This window comes from Castellaniella denitrificans, assembly GCF_027214045.1.
In the GTDB taxonomy this organism is placed as follows: domain Bacteria; phylum Pseudomonadota; class Gammaproteobacteria; order Burkholderiales; family Burkholderiaceae_B; genus Castellaniella; species Castellaniella denitrificans_A.
Genome location: NZ_JAPWHE010000006.1, coordinates 92,605 through 115,650 on the forward strand (window position 1 = coordinate 92,605; position 23,046 = coordinate 115,650).

Here is a 23,046-nt window from a genome sequence, read left to right on the forward strand (position 1 = left end):
CCTTCGATGCCCGCTCTGTTCCTGTTCGTCCTGACGCTGGGGCTGGTCATCTGGCAACCCCGCGGCCTGGGCATTGGCTGGAGCGCCGGCCTGGGCGCCGGGCTCGCGCTGCTGACCGGCGTCATCCGGCTGGAGGACATCCCGGTGGTCTGGGGCATCGTCTGGAACGCCACCGGCACCTTCATCGCCGTCGTCATCATCAGCCTCCTGCTGGAGGCCGCCGGGTTTTTCGAGTGGGCCGCCCTGCACGTGGCCCGCTGGGGCGGCGGCCGGGGCGGGCGGCTGTTCGTCCTGATGATCCTGCTGGGCGCCGGCGTCAGCGCGTTGTTCAACAATGACGGCGCGGCGCTGATCCTGACCCCGATCGTCGCCGCCATGCTGGCGGCGCTGCGCTTTTCTCCTCAGGCGACCCTGGCTTTCGTCATGGCGGCGGGCTTCATCGCCGACATCGCCAGCCTGCCGCTGGTGGTGTCCAATCTGGTGAACATCGTCACGGCGGATTATTTCGGCATCGGCTTCGCCCGCTATGCGGCCGTCATGGCGCCGGTCGATCTGGTGGCCATTCTGGCGTCCCTGGCGGTCTTGGGGCTGGTGTTCCGCCGCGCCATTCCGCGGCGTTACGATGCGCAACGGCTGCCGGCGCCGGCCTCGGTCGTGCGCGACCGGCCGACGTTCATGGCGGGGTGGGGCGTGCTGGCCTGGTTGCTGCTGGGGTTCTTCGTGCTTGAACCCCGGGGCATTCCCGTCAGCGCGACGGCGGCGGCCGGCGCCCTGGCCCTGGCCGGCGTGGCCGCCCGGGGTGGCCGCATTCCGGTCCTGCGCCGTGTGCGCGGGGCGCCCTGGCAGATCATCGTGTTCGCCCTGGGCATGTACCTGGTGGTCTACGGTCTGCGGCACGCGGGGTTGACGACATTCTTGACGCGGTCTCTGGATTGGCTGGCCGGGCAGGGACTTTGGACCGCGACCCTGGGGACGGGGCTGTTGAGCGCGGTCCTGTCGTCCCTGATGAACAACCTGCCCACCGTCCTGATCGGCGCCCTGTCGATCGAGGCGTCCCAGGCGCAGGGTGTCGTGCGCGAGGCGATGATCTACGCGCACGTGATCGGCTGCGACCTGGGACCCAAGATGACGCCGATCGGCAGCCTGGCCACGCTGCTGTGGCTGCACGTGCTGCGCGGCCGGGACATCCGCATCGGCTGGGGGCAATATTGCCGGATCGGGCTGACGTTGACCCTGCCGGTGCTGGCCGCAGCCTTGGCGGCGCTGGCGTGGCGGCTCGGGTGACCGGGCGCGGCCGGCGCTATTCCAGCACCAGCCGATCCTCTACGCTCGCCACTCCGGGCGCCGCCCAGGCCGCTTGTTCGATCGACTTCCGTTCCCTCCAGCTGCGGACTTTGCCGTCCAAGGTCACCTTGCTGTCCTTGACGGACACGGTGACGCCGCTGGCCTCGACTTCGGCGCTGCGCTTGAGGGCTTCCTCGATCCGGCGCTTGACGTCGCTTGCCACGATCGCCGGCGCGACGATGATCTGATTGGTGACGCCGAGCACGCCGGAAAGCTTGCGGACCGCGTGTTCGGCGGCGGATCGCTGGAAATACCAATCCACTTTACCCGACAGGGTGACCCATCCCTTCTGGACCTTGACCTGGATCTTGTCGCTGGGGATCGTCACGTCCCAGGCGATGATCCTGAGGGCGCGGCTGGCGATCTCGTCGTCCGCGATGTGTTTGCCCAAACTATCGCGAACCTCGATCTCCTGCGCGATGCCCCGGACGCCGTTCACGCCTCGAACCACGCGTTCCGCCGTGAGTTTCTGCGCATAGGTGGCCACATGTCCGGTCAGCGTCACCACCCCATTGTCCACAGCGACGCCGATATTCGCCGCATCAATACTCGGCTCATAATCCAGTGCGCTTTCAACCATGTCCCGCAATGTCGTGTCTTTCATGAGAATCTCCGAAACTCATCGAATGGATGTCGATTGATCGGTCGTCATACCGATGAGTCATTGTGCGGCGCCGGTCCGGCGGGATATTGACGATGGTCAACAATGCGCCGTCGGCGCCGGGGGGCGCGGATGTCTCGATTCAGGGGGCGACGGATCCCGGGGCGGCGGTCACCGGCTGGAACCCATCTGGCTCAAAGCTTTCGGATCGCGTATGCAAAGGCGCCGCCTGCTCACGTCCACGATATGCGCCGACTGCAGCCGTCCGAGCGCGCGGCTGACGGTTTCGATTTTCATGCCCAGATGGCGGGCGATGTCTTCGCGCGTCATCTTCAGTACAAATTCTTGTGGCGAATAGCCATTGGTGGCCATGCGCTCCGACATGGTGAGGATGAAATTGGCGATGCGCTCTTCACTGCTCATGTTGGCCATCACCATCAGCAAACGCCTGTAATGGCTCGTTTCATGCGCGATCGCCCGGTTCAGCTGCAATGCCGCTTCCGTATCGGTTCTGGAACAGGCCAGCACATCGGAGAAAGGCAGCACGCATACCAGGGAATCTTCGAGGGCGACGGCATCGCACATGTGATGGCCGGTTTCGATGCCGTCCAGGCCCAGCAGGGAGCCGGCCATGGGAAACGACGCGATCTGTTCCGTGCCGGCGGAGTTCGTGATGCGCAGTTTCATGGATCCGGCATAGAGCTGGTACAGATTGACCAGAGGGTCGCCGGCGCGATAGAGGGCCTGCCCGCGCCGCACGGCACGGCGGTTGATGGCTCCTGTCGGAAAAGGCTGCTGCTCGGAGCGCCTTGCATGGCGGCATAAGTCTGGAACCGAACAAGCGCCCGCGGCCGCCATTTTGCACGTGACCGGCGCAGGAGGGCTTGGGGATGGAAAACGAATGAAAGGACCATAGTCCTGCATATCGCGGCGCTCGGCCGACAGGTAAGCGGTATCCATTGCGTGCCTCGCGTGATTTTTCTGGGGGGCCCGGGTTTGTATAAAGCTTGGCAAGACACATAGTGCCGGGGGCGGGCGGCTCACGCTATCCACATAGTGCCGGGGGCGGGCGGCTCACGCTATCGGCGGATTCAGATAGTTTTTAAAGAAATGGACTACAGGCGTAGGAATCTTCCTACGAACATCGCTGGAGAATCGGCTAGTTGCCTGTGTTGGGCTGCGCCGGGTGCGAATCCAGCGGGCCGGGGTCATTGAGCAGGTGATGGCTGATGGCGTAGCGGACCAGGTCCGCCTGGTTGCGCATGTGCATCTTGAGGAACAAGCGGGTTTTGTAGGTGCTGACGGTCTTGACGCTGATGAACAGACGCCGGGCGATTTCCGCATTGTTCTGGCCTTCCGCAAGCAGCTGGAAAACCGTGAATTCACGATCCGACAGGAGCAGGTGAGGGGAGTCGCCCCCATCGCCGCGCCCATCGAAGGCAATGCTTTCGGCCAGCGCCTGGCTCAGGAATCGCCCGCCCATCGCCACCTTGCGCACCGCCTGGACCAGTTCCTCGGCCGCGCCGTCCTTGGTCAAGTAGCCCGATGCGCCCGCCTTGATCGCCCGTGTCGCATATTGCTGTTCTCCATGCATGGTCAGCACCAGAATGGGAACGCCGGGGTATTCCGTCTTGATCTGGCGGATCAAGTCGATGCCGTCCCGTCCGGGCATCGACATGTCGAGCACCAGCACGTTCCAGTGTCGTCGGGCCAGAAGGGCCAGCACTTCCTGGCCGTTTCCCGCCTCGCCTTCCACCAGGATGTCGCTGGTTTGATGAAGCAGGCGTTTCAGTCCTTCACGCAGCAACGTATGATCATCCGCGAGCAAAAGCGAAATCATGATTTTTTCCTACGAAGGCAGCGGCGGCTGCTCCAGAGGCACGCGCACCTCCAGTCGCAATCCCCCGTTCGGGCGGGTATGAATCGACACGGTGCCGTTCAACAGGCGCACGCGTTCGCGCATGCCCATCAGCCCCAGGCGTTTGGGCAATGCTTTGGCCAGATGCTCGGGCGTCGAGCCAATCCCGTTGTCCTGGACGACCAGGACACAATGCGTCTCCGAACAATGCAGTTCAAGCAGAACGTGCGTCGCGCGCGCATGCTTGACAATGTTCGTGAGCGCTTCCTGGGCCACGCGGAACAGCACGGTGCCCATCACCGTGGAAAGCGCGTGTTGGCCGATGTCGATGCGCGTTTTCACATCCATGCCGTAGCGGGCAGAGAAGTCCGCCATCAACCATTCCACTGCGGCGGGCAGGCCCAGATCGTCCAGCATGATGGGCCGCAGATCGGATGCGATGCGACGCAGGGAAGTGAAGGCGCTTTTGATCAAATGACGCATTGCGTCCACGTGGCCGGATCCGGCGACGGTCAGCGGATGCATGGTTGTTTCGAGTTGGGACAGTTCCATCGAAAGGGTGGTCAGGCATTGGCCGATGTCATCGTGCAATTCCCGCGCGATGTGTCTTTTTTCCTGTTCCCGTTCCCTCAGCAAGGCATTGGACAACCGCGTGAGTTCATCGCGCGAGGCGCGCAATGCCTGCTCGATCTGTTGCTGTTCCGTCATGTCGCGCAGGAAGACCGACAGGTAGACGTCCGTTGGCGTGCCGATGCGCGAGATGGACGCCTCCATGGGAAATTCCTCGCCGTTGGCCTTCAGGCCCCAGAGCGGGGCGCCCAGCCTCGCGCCGCGTTTGGATGCCCCCGCATTCCTGAACCGCGCAATATGCCGCGCGTGGGCCTTGCGAAAGCGCGCCGGAACCAGAATGCCCAGGTCCCGCCCCGTGACTTGTTCGGCGGCATAGAGAAAGACTTTCTCGGCCGCCGGGTTGAACATGACGAGGCGGTGCGCCGCATCGACTGTAATGATCGGTTCGGTCGTGGATTGAATGATATCGATCAGCGGGGGCAGCGTGGGTGAATGCGTCATGGCATCATTCCGGCGGACCTCTCGATTGAAATAATCAAATCTGCGGGATCATTGTCGCAATTTAAAAAACCAAAGGAAAATTCTACGCCAACGGGCCGGTTCTGGAATAAAAATCCGGGGGTGCCGCCAAGCGGACGGGTTTTTCAATCCGTTCATATTTTCTGTGTAATGAGCGCGCGCAGAAAATCGCGGCGGTTGATCATGCCGACGATTTTTCCTCTGCGCGTGATGGGTACGTGTTTGATCCCGTGTCTCAGCATCACATCCACGATTTCCCGGAGGTCCGCCCGGCCATTGCGCGTAATGACCGGGCTCGTCATGACACTCGCCGCCGTTGTCTCGCCCAACTGGAGATTATGCAGAAACTCGAGATTGATCGGCTCGTCTTCGGCCAGCAATTCAAGCCAATCGATCAGCCTTTGCTGGCAAGCGCCGCCTTTTCGTCGGATGAGATCGCCTTCGCTGACCATGCCGACCAATGAGCCGTCGCCTGCGGTCACCATGAGGGCGCCGACGTTCTTGGTCAGCATGAGGCGGATGATTTCCGACACGAGGGTTCCTGTGCCGATGCTCAGCGGAGAGGGCGTCATCAGTTCACGCGCAAGCATGGGATTTCTCCGTAACAACGAAATGCCCCGATCGTCCGGAACACAGGGAAGCAAAAAAGCCGGAATATCATTCAATCTGGATTTTCCTGTGCTCGCGATCCGCTTTTTTCGGCAGAGTCAATGTCAGCAGGCCATTTTGATACGTGGCCCTGACTTCCGGCTCATTGATCGATTGCGACAAGGCGATCGTTCGCTCGATCTGGCCCCAGAAGCGCTCTTGGCGGATGACGCGGCCTTCGTTCTTGTCCTCTTTGTTTTGTTCCTTGTTGGCCCGGATCGTGACAATGTTGTCATCGACTTCCACCGAGATGTCCTCTTTCGGGACACCGGGGATCTCGGCCTTCAGGACGAAATCGGCATCGGATTCAGTGAGGTCGACGCCCATGCCCATGCCAACGGCCCCATCCTCCGCACCCTGGCGGATGGGCCTGAGAAAGGCATGAAACATGTCGGGCAAAATATCCGTGGAAGCGGACAGGGAATAGGGCATGGGGTTGCGCATGTGAATCTCCTGATGTGTCGAAGCCGGCAATGGCTCGCCGTTTATTCATGGTGATCTTTCGGCGGAAGCCTGATTTGATTTCCATCAACGATCCCGACCGAGGGAGCGTCCGGGCCAGGCGCGATGCGCCAACCCGCGCCGATGCCGTGCGGTTCGCCATGAGCACGCCGACGCGATTTTTTCTTGAGATAACTCAAGATGGCCGGAGGCGCTTCTCACTAGGATGAAAAGAGGCGGTTGGCCCATGTCATGGGTGGCCGGCGTCGCTTTCTTTCCCTTTTGTTTCCTTTCGAGACGACGGTGAACGATGCATCCTACGAAGCAGCGGCGCCAGCGCACTGCGCGCCGCCTCATGCGGACAGCTCCTGGGAGCGCATTGACCGGGTGGCTTTCGCAACCGTGGCCAAATTGTCCGGCGGGTTGTCGCCGTTCGGCATGGCCTTCGCGCATCTGGACTGGGCGGCCCACATGGCGTGCAGCCCGGGCAAGGCCTTGGCGCTCTGGCAATTGTTGTTGCCGGGTCAGGACCGGGACGGGACGGCCGATCCCGCCGGAACGGACCGGCGTTTCAAGCATCCTGGCTGGGAAAACCAGCCGTACAGGCAATGGCGCGATCAATTCCTGAAGGCGCAGGCATTCTGGGACCAGGCCACCCGTAACGTCGATGGCGTGCAGCCACATCACCTGCATGTCCAGCACTTCATCACGCGACAATTGCTGGACACGGCCTCACCCAGCAATTTGTGGTGGACCAATCCCGAGGTGCTGGCCGCCGCGCGGGACTCGGCGGGCATGAATTTCGTGCATGGCGGATTGCGCATGCTGGCCGACTGGAAGGATTTGCTGGCCGGGGATGCGCCGGGCACGTCGCCTCAGGCGCTGTCCGCCTACCGGGTAGGGAAAGAAATCGCGGCGACTCCGGGCCAGGTCGTGTTTCGCAATGAGCTGTTCGAGTTGATCCGCTACGCGCCCGCCACCGACGAAGCATGGCGTGAACCGGTGCTCATCGTGCCTTCCTGGCTGCTGAAATATTACATACTGGATCTGTCGGCGCACAATTCGCTGATCCGCCATCTCGTGTACTGTGGCCATACGGTGTTCGCGATGTCCTGGAGGAATCCCGACGCGGAGGCGCGCGATACCGGCCTGGAAGATTACCTGGAACGCGGGGTGCTGCGGGCACTGTCCGAAACCGCGCGTGGCGCAGGGTGCCGGCGGGTGCACGCGGTGGGCTATTGTCTGGGGGGCACGCTGCTGGCCCTGTGCGCCGCCGCCCTGGCTCGCGAGCCGCGCCAGGACGTGAGACTGCAGACCATGACATTGCTGGCCGCCCAGACGGATTTCAGCGAGCCGGGCGAACTGGGCTTGTTCATGGGAACCAGCGCCGTCGCTTTCCTGGATGGCCTGATGTGGCAACAAGGATATCTGGATGGCGTGCAGCTGGCGGGGGTGTTTCAACTGCTCAACGCCCGCGACCTGATCTGGTCGCGGCTGGTGCGCGAGTATCTGCTCGGCCATGCGCAACGCGTGACCGACATGATGGCCTGGAATGCGGATACGACACGTCTACCCTACCGCCTGCACAGCGAAACGCTGCGCTACCTGTATCACGGCAATGATCTGGCCGAGGGACGATATTGCTGGCGCGGCGCGCCAGTGTCCCTGTCCGACTTGCGTGTGCCGGCCTTCGTGGTTGCGACGGAGCGCGATCACATTTCACCCTGGAAATCCGTATACAAGCTTCATCGGCTTTGTGCCCAGGATCTTTCATTCGTCCTTGCGTCAGGCGGCCACAATGGGGGCATCGTCGCGCCGCCAGGGCAGGCGCATGCCCAGTTCCGGCTCGCTCAGCGCAAACTGGGCCAATCCTACCGTTCCCCCGAATCCTGGATGGCGCGCACGCCGATCCGCCCCGGCTCGTGGTGGCCCGCATGGGAGGCGTGGCTGACGGCGCATTCGAGCGTGCGCGTTCCGGTCCAGGCTGTGGCGCAGGCGCACACATTATGCGCCGCCCCCGGCACCTACGTTTTCAATGCCTGAGACATCCGGCCGGTGCGCGGCTCATGGACGAAGGCCGAAGCAGCGCGCGGTATCGCGCCGCAGCTTGCGCAAGACGTTCTCAATGCGCACTTGCGCGCTGCGAATTGTGCTTGCGGTTCGCGGGCGTCGCAAGATCGACACCGGCCAGCGGGTTGTAAGGCATGGCGGGCAGGTGCGTGGCCAGCGTCATGTAGGCCTTCTGCATGTGATCCAGGCCATTGCGGGTCGCGGTCTGCGTGACGGTCTGTCCTTCCAGCACCGCCTGGATCAGTTCCAGCACATACTGATTCCAGCGGCCGATCTGCTCTGCATAGGCCTGTTGCTGCCAGACGGAGCATTGCGCCATGTTTTCGACGTTTTCCAGTTTTCCCGCGTGGCGCGTGGTGGCATCGGCGAATTCGGCGTCCGTGCGGCGCTGCACTTCACGGATGCGCTCCATGCAAGTGAAATAAGTTTTGCAGGCGTCGAGCATGATGCCTGCTCCGGCTTTGTAAAACGACGCCGACGTGTCATTTTGTTCCATGGCGACCTCCTTGCCTGATCATGGGTGCACATATTTTCAGTATGCCTTTCATGCGCGGGGGTTTCTTGACGTTCATCAACCATCCGCCTACCCATCGGGGCAGGCCCCGGTCTGTTCGGACATTGACGCGCATCAATGAACGATGGCCTATTGCCGCTAGGATGAAACGATATCGCACAGGATCGCCGTGCCGTATCCGGTGCCCGAGCGGGAGAGTGAAAATGAAGCCGTTGTCCGCGTCCGTTCTGAAAGCCTTGGAAAGCAAGCTGATCCGGCTGCGCGACACGGCCTTGAGCGAGGTCCGGATGGTCGAAACCCGCGATTTGCGGCCGTACGAGGAAACGGATGGAGAGGTCAGGGACCCGGCCGAGCGCGCGGAAGCCCGGCGAGAGGATGAAATCGACCAGGCTGAAATGACGCTTGACCAGGCGACGGCGCGCGCGGCCGATGCGGCGCTGCAGCGAATCGCGAACGGCAGCTATGGCGCATGCCGGGATTGCGGCCAGGCCATTTCCCAGGCGCGCCTGTTCGCTTTGCCGATCGCGTTGCGTTGCGCGGCGTGTCAGCAGAAATACGAACAGCGGAGCGGCCGGCGATAAGCCGGACCGGAAAAGACCTCATGCCATCGACGCCGTATCGCATGCAGGCGATGGTCCTGCACCGGGCCGGGCAGGCGCTGCGTCATGAACAGCGGGATATTCCCTCTCCAGGCCCCGGCCAGGTGCGTGTGCGCGTCGAAGCCTGCGCCGTGTGCCGCACGGACCTGCATGTCGTCGATGGAGAGTTGCCGGATCAAAAGACGCCCGTCATCCCGGGGCACGAGATTGTCGGCCTCGTCGAGGCGGCTGGAGAGGGCGTCGCCGGTATCGCTCCAGGCGCACGGGTCGGCATCGCCTGGCTGGCGCACACGTGCGGCCGCTGCCTCTATTGCCGCAGCGGCCGCGAGAACCTGTGCGATTCCGCCGCTTTCACGGGCCATACCCGGGATGGCGGTTTCGCCAGTCATGTGATTGCGGAGCATGCGTATACATTCCCGTTGCCCGGGGATGCGGACCCCGTGAAGCTGGCGCCCTTGATGTGCGCCGGCATGATTGGCTGGCGTTGCCTGCGCGCATTGGGCCCGGCCCGGCTCGTCGGCCTGTATGGCTTTGGCGCGGCCGCGCATCTTTTGGCGCAGGTACTGCGCTGGGAAGGCAGGACGTTTCATGCCTTCACACGCCCCGGGGACAGCCAGAGCCAGGCCTTGGCGCAATCATTGGGCGCGGCCTGGGCCGGCGCTTCGGACGCCATGCCGCCCGCCCCGCTTGACGGCGCCATCCTCTTCGCCCCCGTCGGAGCGCTCGTGCCGGCTGCGCTCAAGGCTGTGCGCAAAGGGGGGCGGGTGGTGTGCGGCGGCATCCACATGTCGGACATTCCCTCGATGCCATACAGCCTGCTTTGGGGAGAAAGAGAACTGGTCTCCGTGGCCAATCTCACGCGCCGCGATGGCCGGGAATTTCTGGGTATCGCAGGCAGGATCGGCATCGAGCCGAAAACGACCCGCTACGCTCTGAGGGAAGCCAACCGTGCCCTGGATGATCTGCGGACCGGGCGGGTCGAAGGCGCGGCCGTTCTCGTTCCTTGAGCAAGATTTCCCTGCTTCGCAGACCGTTGACTGAAGTCAACATCATCCATGAACGCTCTTTCTATCCTGAATGAGCAGTTTCCGTGGATCTGTTTCCTGAAGATCATTTTTATGCGAAATGACGCATGCGGTTTTTCACTGAGAGGTGGATCATGTACAAAGAACGGTGGCAGCCGATATTGGCATTGGTGCTGGGCGTCTATATCATCGCCACGCCCTGGCTCATCCCTTATCTTTTAAAGAGCCCCGCGCTGCTGGCGGGCGCCGCATGGAGTCACTATGCGGCGGGCCTGGCGATCGTCGTCGCGGCCATTTTCGCCATCATGTCCTTCGAAGAATGGACGGCGTGGCTGGAGGCGCTGCTGGGCCTGTGGATCATCATCGCGCCCTGGGCGCTCGGATTCGCCGCCCTGTCCGTCTTTACATGGAGTTCGGTGATCGTGGGCATCGCGCTGATCGTGAGCGCGATCGGCGCGCTGTCGTCCAGGCTGATGCAATCCTTGTGACCGTCGGGCATGATTGACCGCCGGTCGCGCTCGCGCGGCCGGCGGCCCCTCCGGGATCCTGGCGGACATTTATTGCATGTGCATGCCCCCATTGATCGCGAAGTCCGCGCCAACGATATAGGCGGCTTCATCCGACGCCAGGAATCCGACCAGCGCGGCAACCTCTTCGGGTTTTCCGAGGCGTCCCAAGGGAATCTGAGGCAATATCTTCTCGTTGATGATGGAAGCCGGCAACGCCGTGACCATGCGCGTGTCCATGTATCCTGGCGAGACGGTATTCACCGTGATGCCGTGACGCGCCATTTCCTGGGCCAGCGACATCGTGAACCCATGCACACCGGCCTTCGCCGCCGCATAGTTGGTCTGGCCGGCCTGGCCCTTTTGCCCGTTCACGGATGAAATGTTGATGATTCTTCCCCATCCGCGCGCGATCATGTTGTCGAGGACGGGCTGGGTCATGTTGAACAAAGAATCGAGATCCGCCCGCATGACCGCCTGCCAGTCGTCCTTGCGCATCTTGCGCAGACTGGCGTCGCGGGTGACACCGGCATTGTTGACCAGCACGTCGATGCTTCCCAATGAGTCATGCACCCGCTTGACACAGTCGCGGCATGAATCGTAGTCGGTGACATCCACGGGAAATACATGAAAGTCCATGCCGCAGGCTTTCATCTGAGCCACCCAGTGTGCCGCGTGCTTGTTGGCGGGCGAGGCCGTCACCGCCACCGCGCAGTTTCCCGAGTACAGGCGCGTGCTGATGGCCTGCCCCAGACCGCCCATGCCACCCGTCACCAGGGCAATACGCTTGTCCATGACTTGTCTCCTTGATTGTTGTGTCGGACCTGACGGCAGTGTGCGGCGCGCCGGCGTCCTTTTTGTTGACCACCATCAAGAAGAAGGGTGCCCTGCCGCGCATACTTTTCGCAGCGGGCAAAGGACAACGGCCTCATGCCGCAACAGGCTGATCAGGATCCGACCATGCAGACAAGACCTTTTCATGAGCGTGTTTTCGTTGTCCAGAAACATTGGGCGAGCCGGCTGCACTATGATTTCCGCCTGGAATTGGGGGATGCGCTGAAGAGCTGGGTGGTGCCCAAAGGGCCCAGCATGGACCCCGCGGTCAGGCGCATGGCGATAGAGACGGAGGATCACGCGCTTGCCTACAGCCGTTTCGAAGGCACGATTCCGCAGGACCGCTACGGCGCGGGCCGGGTGATCATCTGGGATGAAGGGGTCTGGATCCCGGAAGGAGACCCGCTGGCAGGGTACCGGAACGGTCATCTGGCATTCACGTTGAAAGGCGGCAAAATGCGCGGTCGCTGGGCGCTGATCCGCATGCAGACACGCCGGCACGAGAAGCATCCGCCCTGGTTGCTGATCAAGATGCGCGACAGCCATGCGCATGACGAAGCGCATGATCCGGGTACCGGCCAACGGCCCGGCATGGTCTTGTCCGGGCACAGCCCCCGGATTCAGTATGGCGGATGACGCACGCGACCGGATCCTGGTTGCGAGCCGTCTCGCCCGGCTGACTCACCCGGACCGGATCATCGATGCGCTTTCGGGCCTGCGCAAGCTGGATCTGGCCCGCTACTATGCGAAGGCGGCGCCGTTGCTGCTGAAACATCTGCGTGGCCGGCCTGTGGCCTTCGTGCGGGCGCCGACGGGCATCGCGGGTGGCACTTTCTTCCAGCGGCATCCGGGCGGTCATGCCATGCCGGGCGTCAATCCGTTGCCGCAACACCTGTATCCCGGCCATCCACCCTTGATGGAAATCGCCACGCTGGAAGGCATCATGGCCTGCGTGCAGATGAATGTGGTGGAGTTTCATACGTGGAACGTGTCCAGAACGGCCATCGGCAGGCCCGATCGGATGGTGTTCGATCTGGATCCGGGGCGGGGCGTCCAGTGGGGGCAAGTCTGTCAGGCGGCGGATATGGTCCGCGCTTTCCTGGCGGAATTCGGATTGACGTCCTGGCTGAAAACCAGTGGCGGCCGGGGACTGCACATCATTGTGCCGCTGATCGACCGGCATGGCCTGGATATCGTGAGCGTCCTGTCGCGCGGCATGGCCCAGCGCCTTGCCCGGACGGCGCCCGGGGTGTTCGCCGCGCAGAGCGGCGACAGGCACCGGGTTGGCAGGGTCTTCGCCGATTACCTGCGCAACGGCCAGGCCGCAACCACCGTGGCGGCCTGGTCGGCGAGGGCGAGGCCCGGCCTGGGGGTTTCGGTGCCGGTGGCCTGGGATGAGGTGTCCGCTCTCCGCGGTGGCGACCATTGGTCGGTCGCCACCGCGGGCACGCGCCTGAATGTGGGCGATACTCCCTGGCGAGACTATGCGCCCCAATCGCTGGACAAGGCCTTGAAGGCCTTCGGCCCGGCCTTGCGCATGATGATGAAAGACTAGTGTGCGAACAGGATCGGAACGGTCATGCTCTGAAGCAATGTCTTCGATGTACCCCCCAGGATCCACTCTCGCACGCGGCTGCGGTTGTAAAGCCCCATGACGATCATGTCGCAACCGCTGTCGGACGCCACATTCAGAATGACGTTGCCGATGCCGACCCCTTCGCTCGTCGCATGCACGGTCTTGGGCGCTGGGTAGCCATGCGCCGCGCAGTAGGCCGGCAAGTCCCCCGGCTGGATGTCCAGCGCCTGCAGCATGTCCGGCTGAGGATCGACCGTCAGGAGGGTGAGTTTCGAAGCGGTGCGCAACAACGGGGCGGCGTCCGCCAATGCCCGGGCGGCCCGGCGGCCATAGTCCCAGCAGAGCAGCACGTGTTGTCCCAGGGGCTGGCGGGCGTCATCGACATACGGGACCACCAGGACGGGCCGACCGGCCGTCGTGATCACGGAGTCGACCACACTGGGCGGTATGGACCAGTTCGACTGCGCCATGTCCGTCTGGCTCATGATCAGCAGATCGCAGGAACGGGCATGCACGGCCAGGGCTTCTTCGGCGGGGCCCTGTGGCATCCGGCATTCGCCCTTCACGCCTGCGCTTTCGAGTTGCTGCAGGAAATATGCCTTGATTTCGCGCTTTTCCCGCGCAAACTGTTCCTGCAGTTTGGACAGTACCTGCTGCACAATGCCGGCTTCATCATAAAGATAGCCGGGCATGGGCGGATCGGTGCAAATGCCGATCACCTCGGCCTTGTGACGCATGGCCAGCTGGATGGCCACCTGCACACGGCCCGTCTGGGTGACGTCCTTGGTCAGATCAAGTGCGATACGCCCGAGCATGACAGCCTCCTGTTGGCCAGTGATCCCGATGTCGAACATCAGTCTATGCCCGGGATGGTTCCGCAAGTTGATTTAACGCAAGATACCGCTGCAAAGCCTCGCTATCCTGATTTGAGTCCATGAAACCGTCGGGCGCCCGTGCCGCGGAGCATGATTCGCAAGAGGCAGACATGCGCGTCGAGGATCAGACCGAGGTGCTGGAATTTCTGGGGAACCCGGCAAGCTACGGCATGCCGGATGGCACGCGTGTCGCGACGGCCGGGACTCACATCTCCAGCATATTCCTTGTCGGTCGGTGCGCATTCAAACTCAAGCGCGCCGTTCAATTGCCTTATGTGGATTTTTCCACCGCCGCGCGCAGGCTGGCCGCCTGTCGCGACGAGGTGCGTTTGAACCGCCGGACCGCGCCGATGCTTTATACGGGCGTGCGACGTATTACCCGGGAGGCGGACGGCCGTCTGGCTTTCGATGGCCAGGGCGAACTGGTCGATGCCGTGGTTGAAATGAACCGTTTCGATCAGCGCGACGTGTTCGAAGAGAGGGCTGCGCAGGGTCGGCTGGATCCCGCCATGCTGACCGAACTGGCGCGCGTGGTGGCGCGCACCCACGACCATGCCGGCGTCGTTCATCGGCGGGGTGGCGCCGCTGGTATCGCAACCGTGCTCGATGGCAACGAACGGGCGCTGGACGGTGCGCATTTCCTTCCGGCCGGCCTGGGCGCCGCCTTGTCCGCCGGATTGCGCGCCGCTTTTCATGGCCACGAAGCGCTGCTCGATGCGCGAGAACGGGCCGGCAAGGTACGCTGGTGCCATGGCGATCTGCACCTGCGCAACATTTGCCTGATCGACGGCAAGCCCGTGCTTTTCGACTGCCTCGAGTTCGATGAGGCAATGGCCACGATCGATGTGCTGTATGACCTCGCTTTTCTGGTGATGGACCTGTGGCGCCATGGCCTTCGGTCCGAGGCCAATCTGGTCTTCAATCGCTATCTGGACGAACGCGATGAGGTCGAGGGCCTGCCGCTCATGCCTTTCTTCATGGCGATGCGGGCCGGCATCCGGGCCCATGTCACCGCCGAGCAGGCCGGCCGGGCGACCGGGCCGCGCCGCGCCGCGCTCGTGTCCGAGGCACAGGCATACGCCGTCCTGGCGATGCGTTTGCTCGCTCCTGTCCCGGGACGCATGGTGGCGATCGGGGGCCTGAGCGGCACGGGCAAGTCGACGGTGGCGGCGGCGATCGCGGACCAGGTCGGCCCCGCGCCGGGTGCGCGGGTGCTGGAAAGCGACCGGATCCGCAAGCGCCTCCATGGCGTGAGGGCCGAGGCTCGCCTGTCCGAGCAGGCGTATCGCCCGGCCGTGTCCGCGCGCGTCTACGCTGACCTGGCGCGGGACGCCCGGGCCGTTCTTGACAGTCGCCATGCCGTGGTGGTGGACGCGGTATTCGAAAGAATGGCCTGTCGCGAGTGTATCGAGCGCGTGGCCCGCGAGGCCTGCGTACCGTTCACGGGCATCTGGCTCCATGCCCGCGCACAAACCCTGCTGGCCCGGGTGGATGCGCGACGAGGAGATGCTTCCGACGCGACGGCCGAGGTCGTGCGCGCCCAGATGGCGGCGCAAAGCGGCCCCGTGCCCTGGGTCCGGATCGATGCGGATGCGCCGCCCGGCGAGGTCGCCGCCAGAGTGATGCGGGCCATGGAGACGACTTGAAATCGTTCCGGGACCTTGTCCATTGTTGACCTTTCTCAAGATGGCGGCAATCTCGCCCGGTACGCTGAAAGCATGGTTTCGCAAGCCCGGAGATCCTTTCAGTGGAAAACCTAGCGGCATGAGCATCCGCAATCTGCATCATCTGTTCCGGCCCCGCTCCGTCGCGGTGATCGGCGCCACGGATCGCCCCCAGAGCGTGGGGGCGACGGTCATGCTCAACCTGATGCGCGGGGGCTTCAGAGGCACCATCATGCCCGTCAACCCCAAGCATGCGCATGTCGCGGGCTTGCCGGCTTTCCATGACCTGTCGGCGCTGCCGACCGTCCCGGACCTGGCCGTTCTGTGCACGCCGGCGCGCACCATCCCGGATCTGGTGGGGCAGCTCGGCCGGCTGGGCACCAAAGCCGCAGTCGTCCTGACGGCGGGGCTCGAAGCGGAGGCGGCGGGGCAGGGCATCAGCCTGCAGCAGGCCATGCTGGATGCGGCAAAACCGCATTTGCTCAGGATACTGGGGCCCAATTGCATCGGTTTGATCGTCCCCGGTCTGGGCTTGAACGCCAGTTTCGCCGAAGCGGCGGCGTTGCCCGGAAAAATCGCTTTCGTGTCGCAGTCGGGCGCGCTGGCGACGGCCATTCTGGATTGGGCGGCGGGAAGCGGCATCGGTTTCTCGACATTCATTTCGATCGGCAACAGCGCCGACGTCGATTTCGGCGACATCCTGGACTATCTGGCCAGTGACCCGGATACGCGCGGCATTCTGCTTTATATCGAATCCATCCGGTCCGCCCGAAAATTCATGTCGGCCGCGCGTGCGGCCGCCCGCAACAAACCGGTCATCGTCGTCAAGGCGGGGCGGTCGTCGGCCGGCGCCGTGACGGCCGCGTCACATCCGGGGGCGATGGCCGGATCGGATGCTGTCTTCGACGCGGCCATCCGGCGGGCTGGCATGCTGCGGGTGGAAACGACCCAGGACCTGTTCAGCGCCATTGAAACCCTGTCGCGCGCCAGACCCCTGCGAGGAGAACAACTGATCATCCTGACCAATGGCGGGGGACCCGGCATCATGGCGGCCGATGCACTGTGCCTCGCCGGAGAAAGCCTGTCCGTCCTGACCGATGAAACCAGAAACCGGCTCGACGCCTTTCTGCCCGCCACCTGGTCCATGACCAACCCGATCGACATCACCGGCGAGGCATCGGCCGATTGCTATGGCAAAGCGCTATCGACTGTGCTGGACGATGGCGGTGTCGATCCCGTGTTGTTGATCCATGCGCCGACCGCCATTGTAAAAAGCGAAGCCGTGGCCCGTGAATGCGCGCCGCTGGCGGCGGCATCGTCGCGCAATCTCTTTGGCTGCTGGCTGGGTGGACAAGGCGTATTGGCGGCCAGACAAGTCTTCGCCCGGGCGGGCATCCCCACCTACCAGACGCCCGAAGAGGCGGTCAAAGCTTTCCTGCATTTGCTCGCCTATCGGAGGAACCAGGCGCTTCTGCTGCAGACGCCGCCTTCGGTGCCCCAGGATTTCTCCGTCGACGCGGACCGGGCCCGGCACATCATCCAGGATGCGCTCCATCATGAGCGCATCCTGGATGAGTTCCAGGCCAAAGCGGTATTGTCGGCCTATGGCATTCCTGTGGTGGAGACCCATGTCGCATCGACGGTGGAGGCCGCGGCGGCGCACGCGGAGAAAATCGGCTTTCCCGTTGCGCTGAAGATTCTCTCCCCGGACCTCACGCACAAATCCGACGCAGGCGGCGTGGCCCTTGGCCTGGAGTCCCCGGATCGCGTCAAGGCCGCGGCGCGGCACATGATCGAGCACATCGGGAAAACGCATCCGGACGCCCGGCTTCAGGGTTTCACCGTGCAGCGCATGATCCAGCGGCCCGGCGCGCATGAACTGATGCTGGGTATGGCCGAGGATGCCACTTTCGGCCCGATCCTGCGGTTCGGTCACGGAGGCGCCGCCACGCTCGTCATCAATGACCGTGCCGTGAGCCTGCCGCCCTTGAACCTGGCGCTCGCGGAAAGCCTGGTGGCCGGCACGCGTATCTCCAGGCTGCTGCGAGGCTATCGCGACCATCCCGCCGCCGATCTGCCCGGCCTGTATCTCACGCTGGTCAAACTGTCCCAGTTGGTCATTGATTGCCCTGAAATCGTCGAACTGGACATCAACCCTTTGTTGCTGGACGAGCATGGCGCCCTGGCGCTCGATGCGCGCATCAGGGTTTCGCCCGCCCGATTGCCCGGGTCCGGCCGTCTCGCCATTCGCCCTTATCCAAAAGAACTCGAAGAGGTTTGCCGTCTGGAAAAGGCAGGGGGCAAAACCATGTTGCTGCGTCCCATTCTTCCCTCCGACGCGCAGGCCTATCGGCTTTTCCTGCAAACCCTCAGCCCGGAAGACGTCCGGAACCGGTTTTTCTGCGCCATGCGCCAGTTGCCGCTGTCAGAACTTTCGCGGGTCGCCCAGATCGACTATGACCGTGAGATGACGCTGATCATGACGGATCGCAACGAAGCGGGCGAAGAGGAAATCCTGGGAGTGATGAGGCTGGCGACCGATCCGGACAACCAGTGCGCGGAAATGGGGATTGTCGTCGGCACGGCCTGGCAGTCCAAGGGACTGGGATCGGCGTTGCTGTCCAAGGGCATCCGTTATTGCCGGGAGCGGGGGACGGCCGGGATGGCGGGCACGGTGCTGGGCGAGAACGCCCGCATGCTTGCCCTGGCCAAAAAGTTCGGCTTTGAAGCCGCTCCGCCGCATGAGGGCATCGTCGACATTTATCTCGCCCTCGCGGCAGGCCGATAGGCCGTCGCCGCTCGCGGGCCTCCCATGCCGAATGAACGCACGCAAACGAATCCGCCCGGACCCGCAGGCCATCCGGATGCTTGCTGGTGGCGGTCGGACGCCGTGCTGTCGAGCCTGCATGCGTCTTTGGGCGGTCTGAGCAGCGCGCAGGCCCGGCGACGTCTGCGGATGTTCGGCCCCAATCGATTCGACACAGCCGGCCGTCATCGGCCATGCCTCGAAATTCTCAGCCGCTTGCGCAATCCGCTGGTCTTGCTGCTGTTGGTTGCAGGCGCTGTGTCCGCGGCGGTCGGGGAGACCCTGAGTGCGGGCATCATCGCCTTCATGGTTCTGCTGAGCGTGATTTTCGACTATCTGCAGGAACACAAGGCCGAGCGGGCCGCCGAGAATCTGAGACAAATGGTTGCGCTCAAAACGATGGCGCAACGCGACGGGGCGTATCGGGAAATCCCCGTGGAGAACCTGGTGCCCGGCGACATGATCCGGCTGTCGGCGGGCAGCCTGGTGCCCGCCGATGGGCTGATGATTGAAGCCACGGATCTGTTCGTCCAGCAGGCCGCATTGACAGGGGAGTCTTTTCCTGTTGAAAAACATCCACATGCCGTGCCTGCGGACGATGCCCTGGATCACGCCGCGAATGCCGTGTTCATGGGGTCGAGCGTCATCTCGGGAACAGGCACCATGCTCATCGTCAAGACGGGCAAAAGTACCCAGCTCGGCCTGGTGGGCGGCGTCATTGCCGGGCGCCGGCCGCCGACGGCCTTCGACATGGGACTGCGCCAGTTCGGTTATCTGATTCTGCGCGTCACATTCCTGCTGGTCTTGTTCGTGCTCCTGGCCAATGGCCTGATGAAGCGCCCCTGGCTGGAGTCGTCTCTTTTTTCTCTGGCGCTGGCGGTCGGGTTGACACCGGAGCTGCTGCCCATGATCGTCACCGTGACCTTGTCGCGCGGGGCGATCCGGCTTTCGAAGCAGGGCGCCATCGTCAAACGGCTGTCCGCCATGCAGGACCTGGGCGCCATGGACATCCTGTGCACGGACAAGACCGGCACGCTCACCGAAGCGAAGATCAGTCTGTCCAGCCATGTGGACATCGCCGGCCGCAACAATGAGCATGTGCTTGAATGGGCCTATCTCAACAGCCGTTTCGAAACCGGTGTGCATACGCCGCTGGAAGACGCCATCCTCGCCGAAGCGCACGTGGATATCAGTGCCTGGGTCAAAGTCGACGAGGTTCCGTTCGATTTCGAGCGCCGCCGCCTGTCCGTCCTGCTTCGCCATCGGGATGAAAGCTTTCTGATCGTCAAGGGCGCCCCCGAGGACGTGCTGGGGCACTGTAATCAGTATGAGGAGATGAACGCCCAGGCCATGCCATGGACGGCGCAATCCCGGGCGCTGGCGCGGGAAACCTTGCGCGGTCTCTGCGCGAATGGCTACCGGGTGCTGGGCATCGCCTGGAAAAAGGCGCCGGCCGGCGCCACGCACGCAAGGCTCGAAGATGAAAACGATCTGATCTTCGCCGGTTACGCCGCTTTTCTCGATCCGCCCAAAAAAGACGCCGGGGAGGCGATCGCCCATCTGACGGGCCAAGGCATTGCCGTGAAGATCCTGACCGGCGACAGCGATCTCGTCGCCCGGCACCTATGCGACGCCCTGGGCGTTCCGGTGACGGGCGTCCTGATGGGGCGTGAGATCGCCTTGCTCGACGATCACGCCTTGTCCGTGCGGGCGGAATCCGCCAATCTGTTCTGCCGCATCAGCCCCATCCAGAAGAACCGTCTGGTCCTGGCCTTGCGCAGGCGAGGGCACGTTGTCGGGTTCGTGGGGGACGGCATCAACGACGCCCCGGCGCTGCACAGCGCGGATGTGGGCATTTCGGTGGATACGGCGGCCGATGTCGCCAAGGATTCGGCGGACATGATCATGCTCAGACACGATCTGGGGATGCTGGAAGAGGGGGTCCGTGAAGGACGCCGGACTTTCGCGAACATCCGCAAATACATCATGGTGGGCACGAGCTCGAATTTCGGCAATATGCTCAGCATGGCCGGCGCCGTGCTGTTCCTGCCCTTTCTGCCCATGTTGCCGACCCAGGTGCTGTTGAACAATGTGCTCTACGACCTGTCCGAAACGGTCCTGCCGCTGGATGGGGTGGACGAGGCTGACGTCCAATTGCCTCAGCACTGGGATGTCACGCTGCTGCGCAATTTCATGTTGATCCTGGGGCCGGTCAGTTCATTGTTCGATTTCGTGACTTTCTATCTGCTGCTGAGGATGCTGGAGGCGGGCGAAGCGCTTTTCCAGACCAGTTGGTTCATCGATTCCCTGGCCACGCAGATCCTCGTCATTTTCATCATCCGCACACGTGGAAATCCGTTTTTCAGCCATCCGCACCCGGCGCTGTGGGCGGCGGCGGCCAGCCTTCTGTTGTTCGCCGTTGCACTGGTGTTTTCGCCTCTGGCGGGTCTTTTCGGCTTCGTGGCCTTGCCCTGGCCTTATTTCCTGGCCCTGGGTTTTCTGGTGGCAATGTATCTGGCCTTGGCGCAATGGGTGAAAACGCTTTTCTATCGGTCGAGGCTGGCCCGGGGACATGACCGGGCGGTGGGAAAAGGCGTAATGAGGCGGCTGAAGCCATGAGTCCCGTGATTGCTTGACCGGCGTCAACATTGCGGGGCAGAGGCGGAATATTCTGGATCACATCGCCGCATGGGGATGCGGCCCGTCGCAAGCAATGGAGTTTCCTATGGCTCGTCGATCCACCATGAAGGCACTCGTCTACCTCGGCCCGGGGCAAATCGCCTGGAAAACGGTACCGGCCCCAAGCCTGCGCCAGCCCACCGATGTGATCGTGAAAATCACGAGCACCACGATCTGCGGCACGGATCTGCACATCCTGAAGGGCGATGTGCCCACGGTCTCCAGTGGCAGGGTGCTGGGACACGAAGGGGTCGGCATTATCGAAGAAGCGGGCAGCGCCGTCCGCGCCTTCAAAAAGCATGATCGCGTCCTGATCTCGTGCATTACATCCTGCGGGAAGTGCGAGTACTGCAAGAAACAGATGTACGCCCATTGCGAAGATGGCGGCTGGGTGCTGGGGCACCTGATCGACGGGACCCAGGCGGAGTACGTACGCATCCCGCATGCGGACAATAGCCTGTATCACGTGCCGGAAGGGGCGGACGAAGAGGCACTGGTGATGCTCAGCGATATCTTTCCGACCGGCTTTGAAATCGGTGTGCTCTATGGTGCGGTCAAGCCGGGTGACGTGGTCGCCATCATCGGCGCAGGACCGATCGGCATGGCGACGCTGCTGACGGCGCGGTTTTATTCTCCCGGCAAAATCATCGTGGCGGATACGGATCCGGCGCGTCTCGAACTGGCCAGGCGGTTTGGCGCGACGCACCTCGTGAACACCGGGGAGGGCGATCCCGTGGACCGGATTCTTGCCCTGACCCGGGATGGCGTCGACGTTGCAATCGAAGCCGTCGGCCTGCAGCAGACTTTTGACATCTGCCAGCGCATCGTCCGGCCCGGCGGACACATCGCGAACATTGGCGTGCATGGAAAAAGCGTCGACCTGTCGCTCCAGAGGCTCTGGAGCCAGAACATCACGCTGACCACCGGCCTGGTCAACACGAATACCACGCCCATGCTGCTCAAAACCGTCCAATCGAAAACGCTGGCCCCGGAACAACTGATCACGCACCGTTTCGACTCCAAAGAAATCATGAAGGCCTACGAGGTGTTCGGCAATGCGGCCCAGGAGCATGCGCTGAAAGTGATCATCAGCCATGCCGAGCATGACGGACGGCAGGCATGAATCCGCGCACCGGTCGAGGCGTGGACGCACGGAATCCGGACGCGGCCCTCACGCATGCGGCAAAGGCCGCCGCCCCGCATCCAGACCTCGGGGAACCCGTGCGCGGATGGATGCTGGATCTGCGCGAGACAGAAGCGCTGCTGGCCTGGCAGGCCGTGGCGGGACGACTCATCGAGGCCCGTCGTCGCGCGGCAGGGCCGACCTCGTGGCTGCTGGCCGGGAGCGATGTGGGGGAGGCGGCACTGGCCGGCCCGGATCCGCACGTCCGGCATCCGGTCGAAACGCATTTGCCCATGCTGCTCTCGAGCACGCGCGAGATCGACATTTTCGGAGCCATGGTCGCCGCCTTGCCTCTTGTCGCGACAGGGCAGGGAGCGGCATCGTCCTGGCTGTGTTTCCTGACGGGGTACGCCTGCGGCTTGCGGACCAGCCCTCTGCTCGACGCCCGTCGCAGGCGGTTTCTGTGCGAATTCGACAATGCCATGATGGTCGTGAGCACGCGCGGAGGCCTGACACACGGTGTTGAAAACGCATGCACGGAGTCCGGGATCTCATGGACGCATCTCGTCCTGCAGGCGATCGGCTATGGCAACGTGACGCTGGCGGCGCTGCTCGCGCAGCGGATCATGAGCATGAACCCGTCATCGGACGGCAATACCATGCTCGGCGCCTTGCTGGGCAGTACGCTCTGGAGAGACTGCCCCAGCGAAACCGATCTGATCGGACGACTGTGCAACGCCAACGCCTGTTTCCCTTGGTCCGAGGCGGCCATGCACGGGTCGGATTGAAGCGAA

The 23,046-nt window shown here is 63.2% G+C and carries 21 protein-coding genes; 12 read left to right on the plus strand and 9 right to left on the minus strand.

Features of this window, described 5'->3' with window-relative positions; all coding sequences use genetic code 11:
• The first annotated feature begins 6 nt into the window (after positions 1-6).
• Entirely contained in the window at positions 7-1,284 is a 1,278-nt protein-coding gene (locus tag O4H32_RS09915; protein WP_269358737.1) for an arsenic transporter, read from the plus strand.
• A gap of 16 nt (positions 1,285-1,300) precedes the next feature.
• On the opposite strand, the gene O4H32_RS09920 is transcribed toward O4H32_RS09915, so the two are convergent.
• The 6 genes from O4H32_RS09920 to O4H32_RS09945 form a co-directional block, all read right to left on the minus strand.
• A complete protein-coding gene (locus O4H32_RS09920; RefSeq protein ID WP_269358739.1) occupies positions 1,301-1,948 on the minus strand; it encodes a BON domain-containing protein in 648 nt (215 codons plus the stop codon).
• 168 nt (positions 1,949-2,116) lie between these two features.
• Positions 2,117-2,905, minus strand: a complete 789-nt coding sequence (locus O4H32_RS09925) for a helix-turn-helix domain-containing protein (protein WP_269358741.1) — start codon at positions 2,903-2,905, stop codon at positions 2,117-2,119.
• Positions 2,906-3,104: 199 nt separating this feature from the next.
• On the minus strand, positions 3,105-3,785 hold the full coding sequence (locus O4H32_RS09930; protein WP_269358743.1) for a response regulator: 681 nt from the start codon (positions 3,783-3,785) through the stop codon (positions 3,105-3,107).
• A 9-nt stretch (positions 3,786-3,794) separates the two neighbouring features.
• Positions 3,795-4,874, minus strand: a complete 1,080-nt coding sequence (locus O4H32_RS09935; RefSeq protein ID WP_269358745.1) for a PAS domain-containing sensor histidine kinase — start codon at positions 4,872-4,874, stop codon at positions 3,795-3,797.
• 152 nt (positions 4,875-5,026) lie between these two features.
• On the minus strand, positions 5,027-5,482 hold the full coding sequence (locus O4H32_RS09940) for a CBS domain-containing protein (RefSeq protein WP_269358747.1): 456 nt from the start codon (positions 5,480-5,482) through the stop codon (positions 5,027-5,029).
• Between the two features lie 67 nt (positions 5,483-5,549).
• On the minus strand, positions 5,550-5,984 hold the full coding sequence (locus O4H32_RS09945; protein WP_269358748.1) for an Hsp20/alpha crystallin family protein: 435 nt from the start codon (positions 5,982-5,984) through the stop codon (positions 5,550-5,552).
• Between the two features lie 249 nt (positions 5,985-6,233).
• Here O4H32_RS09945 and O4H32_RS09950 point away from each other — a divergent pair, with 249 nt between their 5' ends.
• Positions 6,234-8,024: a PHA/PHB synthase family protein gene (locus O4H32_RS09950; RefSeq protein WP_407932644.1), complete on the plus strand. Its 1,791-nt coding sequence runs from the start codon at positions 6,234-6,236 to the stop codon at positions 8,022-8,024.
• Between the two features lie 79 nt (positions 8,025-8,103).
• Here O4H32_RS09950 and O4H32_RS09955 read toward each other — a convergent pair whose 3' ends face one another.
• Positions 8,104-8,547, minus strand: a complete 444-nt coding sequence (locus tag O4H32_RS09955; RefSeq protein ID WP_269358749.1) for a hypothetical protein — start codon at positions 8,545-8,547, stop codon at positions 8,104-8,106.
• 221 nt (positions 8,548-8,768) lie between these two features.
• Here O4H32_RS09955 and O4H32_RS09960 point away from each other — a divergent pair, with 221 nt between their 5' ends.
• The 3 genes from O4H32_RS09960 to O4H32_RS09970 all read left to right on the plus strand — a co-directional run bounded on the left by O4H32_RS09960 (position 8,769) and on the right by O4H32_RS09970 (position 10,677).
• Positions 8,769-9,146 (plus strand): TraR/DksA family transcriptional regulator, encoded by a 378-nt coding sequence (locus O4H32_RS09960; protein ID WP_269358751.1) that lies wholly within the window; start codon positions 8,769-8,771, stop codon positions 9,144-9,146.
• Positions 9,147-9,187: 41 nt separating this feature from the next.
• The gene (locus O4H32_RS09965; RefSeq protein ID WP_269358928.1) at positions 9,188-10,171 is read left to right on the plus strand and encodes a zinc-dependent alcohol dehydrogenase family protein; all 984 of its coding nucleotides are present in this window, start codon (positions 9,188-9,190) and stop codon (positions 10,169-10,171) included.
• A 152-nt stretch (positions 10,172-10,323) separates the two neighbouring features.
• Positions 10,324-10,677, plus strand: a complete 354-nt coding sequence (locus tag O4H32_RS09970; RefSeq protein ID WP_269358753.1) for an SPW repeat protein — start codon at positions 10,324-10,326, stop codon at positions 10,675-10,677.
• A gap of 69 nt (positions 10,678-10,746) precedes the next feature.
• On the opposite strand, the gene phbB is transcribed toward O4H32_RS09970, so the two are convergent.
• Complete coding sequence (gene phbB, locus O4H32_RS09975) at positions 10,747-11,490, minus strand: acetoacetyl-CoA reductase (RefSeq protein WP_269358755.1); 744 nt, start codon at positions 11,488-11,490, stop codon at positions 10,747-10,749.
• Between the two features lie 135 nt (positions 11,491-11,625).
• On the opposite strand from phbB, the gene O4H32_RS09980 reads away from it, so the two are divergent.
• Complete coding sequence (locus tag O4H32_RS09980) at positions 11,626-12,165, plus strand: DNA polymerase ligase N-terminal domain-containing protein (protein ID WP_269358756.1); 540 nt, start codon at positions 11,626-11,628, stop codon at positions 12,163-12,165.
• The gene (gene ligD / locus O4H32_RS09985; protein ID WP_269358758.1) at positions 12,155-13,084 is read left to right on the plus strand and encodes a non-homologous end-joining DNA ligase; all 930 of its coding nucleotides are present in this window, start codon (positions 12,155-12,157) and stop codon (positions 13,082-13,084) included. Before O4H32_RS09980 ends, ligD begins: the two co-directional genes overlap by 11 nt.
• Here ligD and O4H32_RS09990 read toward each other — a convergent pair.
• Positions 13,081-13,920 (minus strand): universal stress protein, encoded by an 840-nt coding sequence (locus O4H32_RS09990; RefSeq protein ID WP_269358760.1) that lies wholly within the window; start codon positions 13,918-13,920, stop codon positions 13,081-13,083. The genes ligD and O4H32_RS09990 overlap by 4 nt on opposite strands.
• Before the next feature lie 170 nt (positions 13,921-14,090).
• Between O4H32_RS09990 and O4H32_RS09995 the strand changes: the two genes are divergently transcribed.
• From O4H32_RS09995 to O4H32_RS10015, 5 genes are all read left to right on the plus strand, one after another.
• Positions 14,091-15,626, plus strand: a complete 1,536-nt coding sequence (locus O4H32_RS09995; RefSeq protein ID WP_269358762.1) for a bifunctional aminoglycoside phosphotransferase/ATP-binding protein — start codon at positions 14,091-14,093, stop codon at positions 15,624-15,626.
• A 118-nt stretch (positions 15,627-15,744) separates the two neighbouring features.
• Complete coding sequence (locus O4H32_RS10000; protein WP_269358764.1) at positions 15,745-18,432, plus strand: bifunctional acetate--CoA ligase family protein/GNAT family N-acetyltransferase; 2,688 nt, start codon at positions 15,745-15,747, stop codon at positions 18,430-18,432.
• Positions 18,433-18,456: 24 nt separating this feature from the next.
• Complete coding sequence (gene mgtA, locus O4H32_RS10005) at positions 18,457-21,069, plus strand: magnesium-translocating P-type ATPase (protein WP_269358766.1); 2,613 nt, start codon at positions 18,457-18,459, stop codon at positions 21,067-21,069.
• A gap of 124 nt (positions 21,070-21,193) precedes the next feature.
• Positions 21,194-22,252, plus strand: a complete 1,059-nt coding sequence (locus O4H32_RS10010; RefSeq protein WP_269358768.1) for a zinc-dependent alcohol dehydrogenase family protein — start codon at positions 21,194-21,196, stop codon at positions 22,250-22,252.
• On the plus strand, positions 22,249-23,040 hold the full coding sequence (locus O4H32_RS10015; protein WP_269358771.1) for a hypothetical protein: 792 nt from the start codon (positions 22,249-22,251) through the stop codon (positions 23,038-23,040). Before O4H32_RS10010 ends, O4H32_RS10015 begins: the two co-directional genes overlap by 4 nt.
• The last annotated feature ends 6 nt before the right edge of the window (positions 23,041-23,046 follow it).

Bases quoted from the DNA above. Each gene is read 5' to 3' on its own strand.
- O4H32_RS09915 (WP_269358737.1), top strand. From the start codon at position 7: ATGCCCGCTCTGTTCCTGTTCGTCCTGACGCTGGGGCTGGTCATCTGG.
- O4H32_RS09920 (WP_269358739.1), bottom strand. From the start codon at position 1,948: ATGAAAGACACGACATTGCGGGACATGGTTGAAAGCGCACTGGATTAT.
- O4H32_RS09925 (WP_269358741.1), bottom strand. From the start codon at position 2,905: ATGGATACCGCTTACCTGTCGGCCGAGCGCCGCGATATGCAGGACTAT.
- O4H32_RS09930 (WP_269358743.1), bottom strand. From the start codon at position 3,785: ATGATTTCGCTTTTGCTCGCGGATGATCATACGTTGCTGCGTGAAGGA.
- O4H32_RS09935 (WP_269358745.1), bottom strand. From the start codon at position 4,874: ATGACGCATTCACCCACGCTGCCCCCGCTGATCGATATCATTCAATCC.
- O4H32_RS09940 (WP_269358747.1), bottom strand. From the start codon at position 5,482: ATGCTTGCGCGTGAACTGATGACGCCCTCTCCGCTGAGCATCGGCACA.
- O4H32_RS09945 (WP_269358748.1), bottom strand. From the start codon at position 5,984: ATGCGCAACCCCATGCCCTATTCCCTGTCCGCTTCCACGGATATTTTG.
- O4H32_RS09950 (WP_407932644.1), top strand. From the start codon at position 6,234: ATGGGTGGCCGGCGTCGCTTTCTTTCCCTTTTGTTTCCTTTCGAGACG.
- O4H32_RS09955 (WP_269358749.1), bottom strand. From the start codon at position 8,547: ATGGAACAAAATGACACGTCGGCGTCGTTTTACAAAGCCGGAGCAGGC.
- O4H32_RS09960 (WP_269358751.1), top strand. From the start codon at position 8,769: ATGAAGCCGTTGTCCGCGTCCGTTCTGAAAGCCTTGGAAAGCAAGCTG.
- O4H32_RS09965 (WP_269358928.1), top strand. From the start codon at position 9,188: ATGCAGGCGATGGTCCTGCACCGGGCCGGGCAGGCGCTGCGTCATGAA.
- O4H32_RS09970 (WP_269358753.1), top strand. From the start codon at position 10,324: ATGTACAAAGAACGGTGGCAGCCGATATTGGCATTGGTGCTGGGCGTC.
- phbB (WP_269358755.1), bottom strand. From the start codon at position 11,490: ATGGACAAGCGTATTGCCCTGGTGACGGGTGGCATGGGCGGTCTGGGG.
- O4H32_RS09980 (WP_269358756.1), top strand. From the start codon at position 11,626: ATGCCGCAACAGGCTGATCAGGATCCGACCATGCAGACAAGACCTTTT.
- ligD (WP_269358758.1), top strand. From the start codon at position 12,155: ATGGCGGATGACGCACGCGACCGGATCCTGGTTGCGAGCCGTCTCGCC.
- O4H32_RS09990 (WP_269358760.1), bottom strand. From the start codon at position 13,920: ATGCTCGGGCGTATCGCACTTGATCTGACCAAGGACGTCACCCAGACG.
- O4H32_RS09995 (WP_269358762.1), top strand. From the start codon at position 14,091: ATGCGCGTCGAGGATCAGACCGAGGTGCTGGAATTTCTGGGGAACCCG.
- O4H32_RS10000 (WP_269358764.1), top strand. From the start codon at position 15,745: ATGAGCATCCGCAATCTGCATCATCTGTTCCGGCCCCGCTCCGTCGCG.
- mgtA (WP_269358766.1), top strand. From the start codon at position 18,457: ATGCCGAATGAACGCACGCAAACGAATCCGCCCGGACCCGCAGGCCAT.
- O4H32_RS10010 (WP_269358768.1), top strand. From the start codon at position 21,194: ATGAAGGCACTCGTCTACCTCGGCCCGGGGCAAATCGCCTGGAAAACG.
- O4H32_RS10015 (WP_269358771.1), top strand. From the start codon at position 22,249: ATGAATCCGCGCACCGGTCGAGGCGTGGACGCACGGAATCCGGACGCG.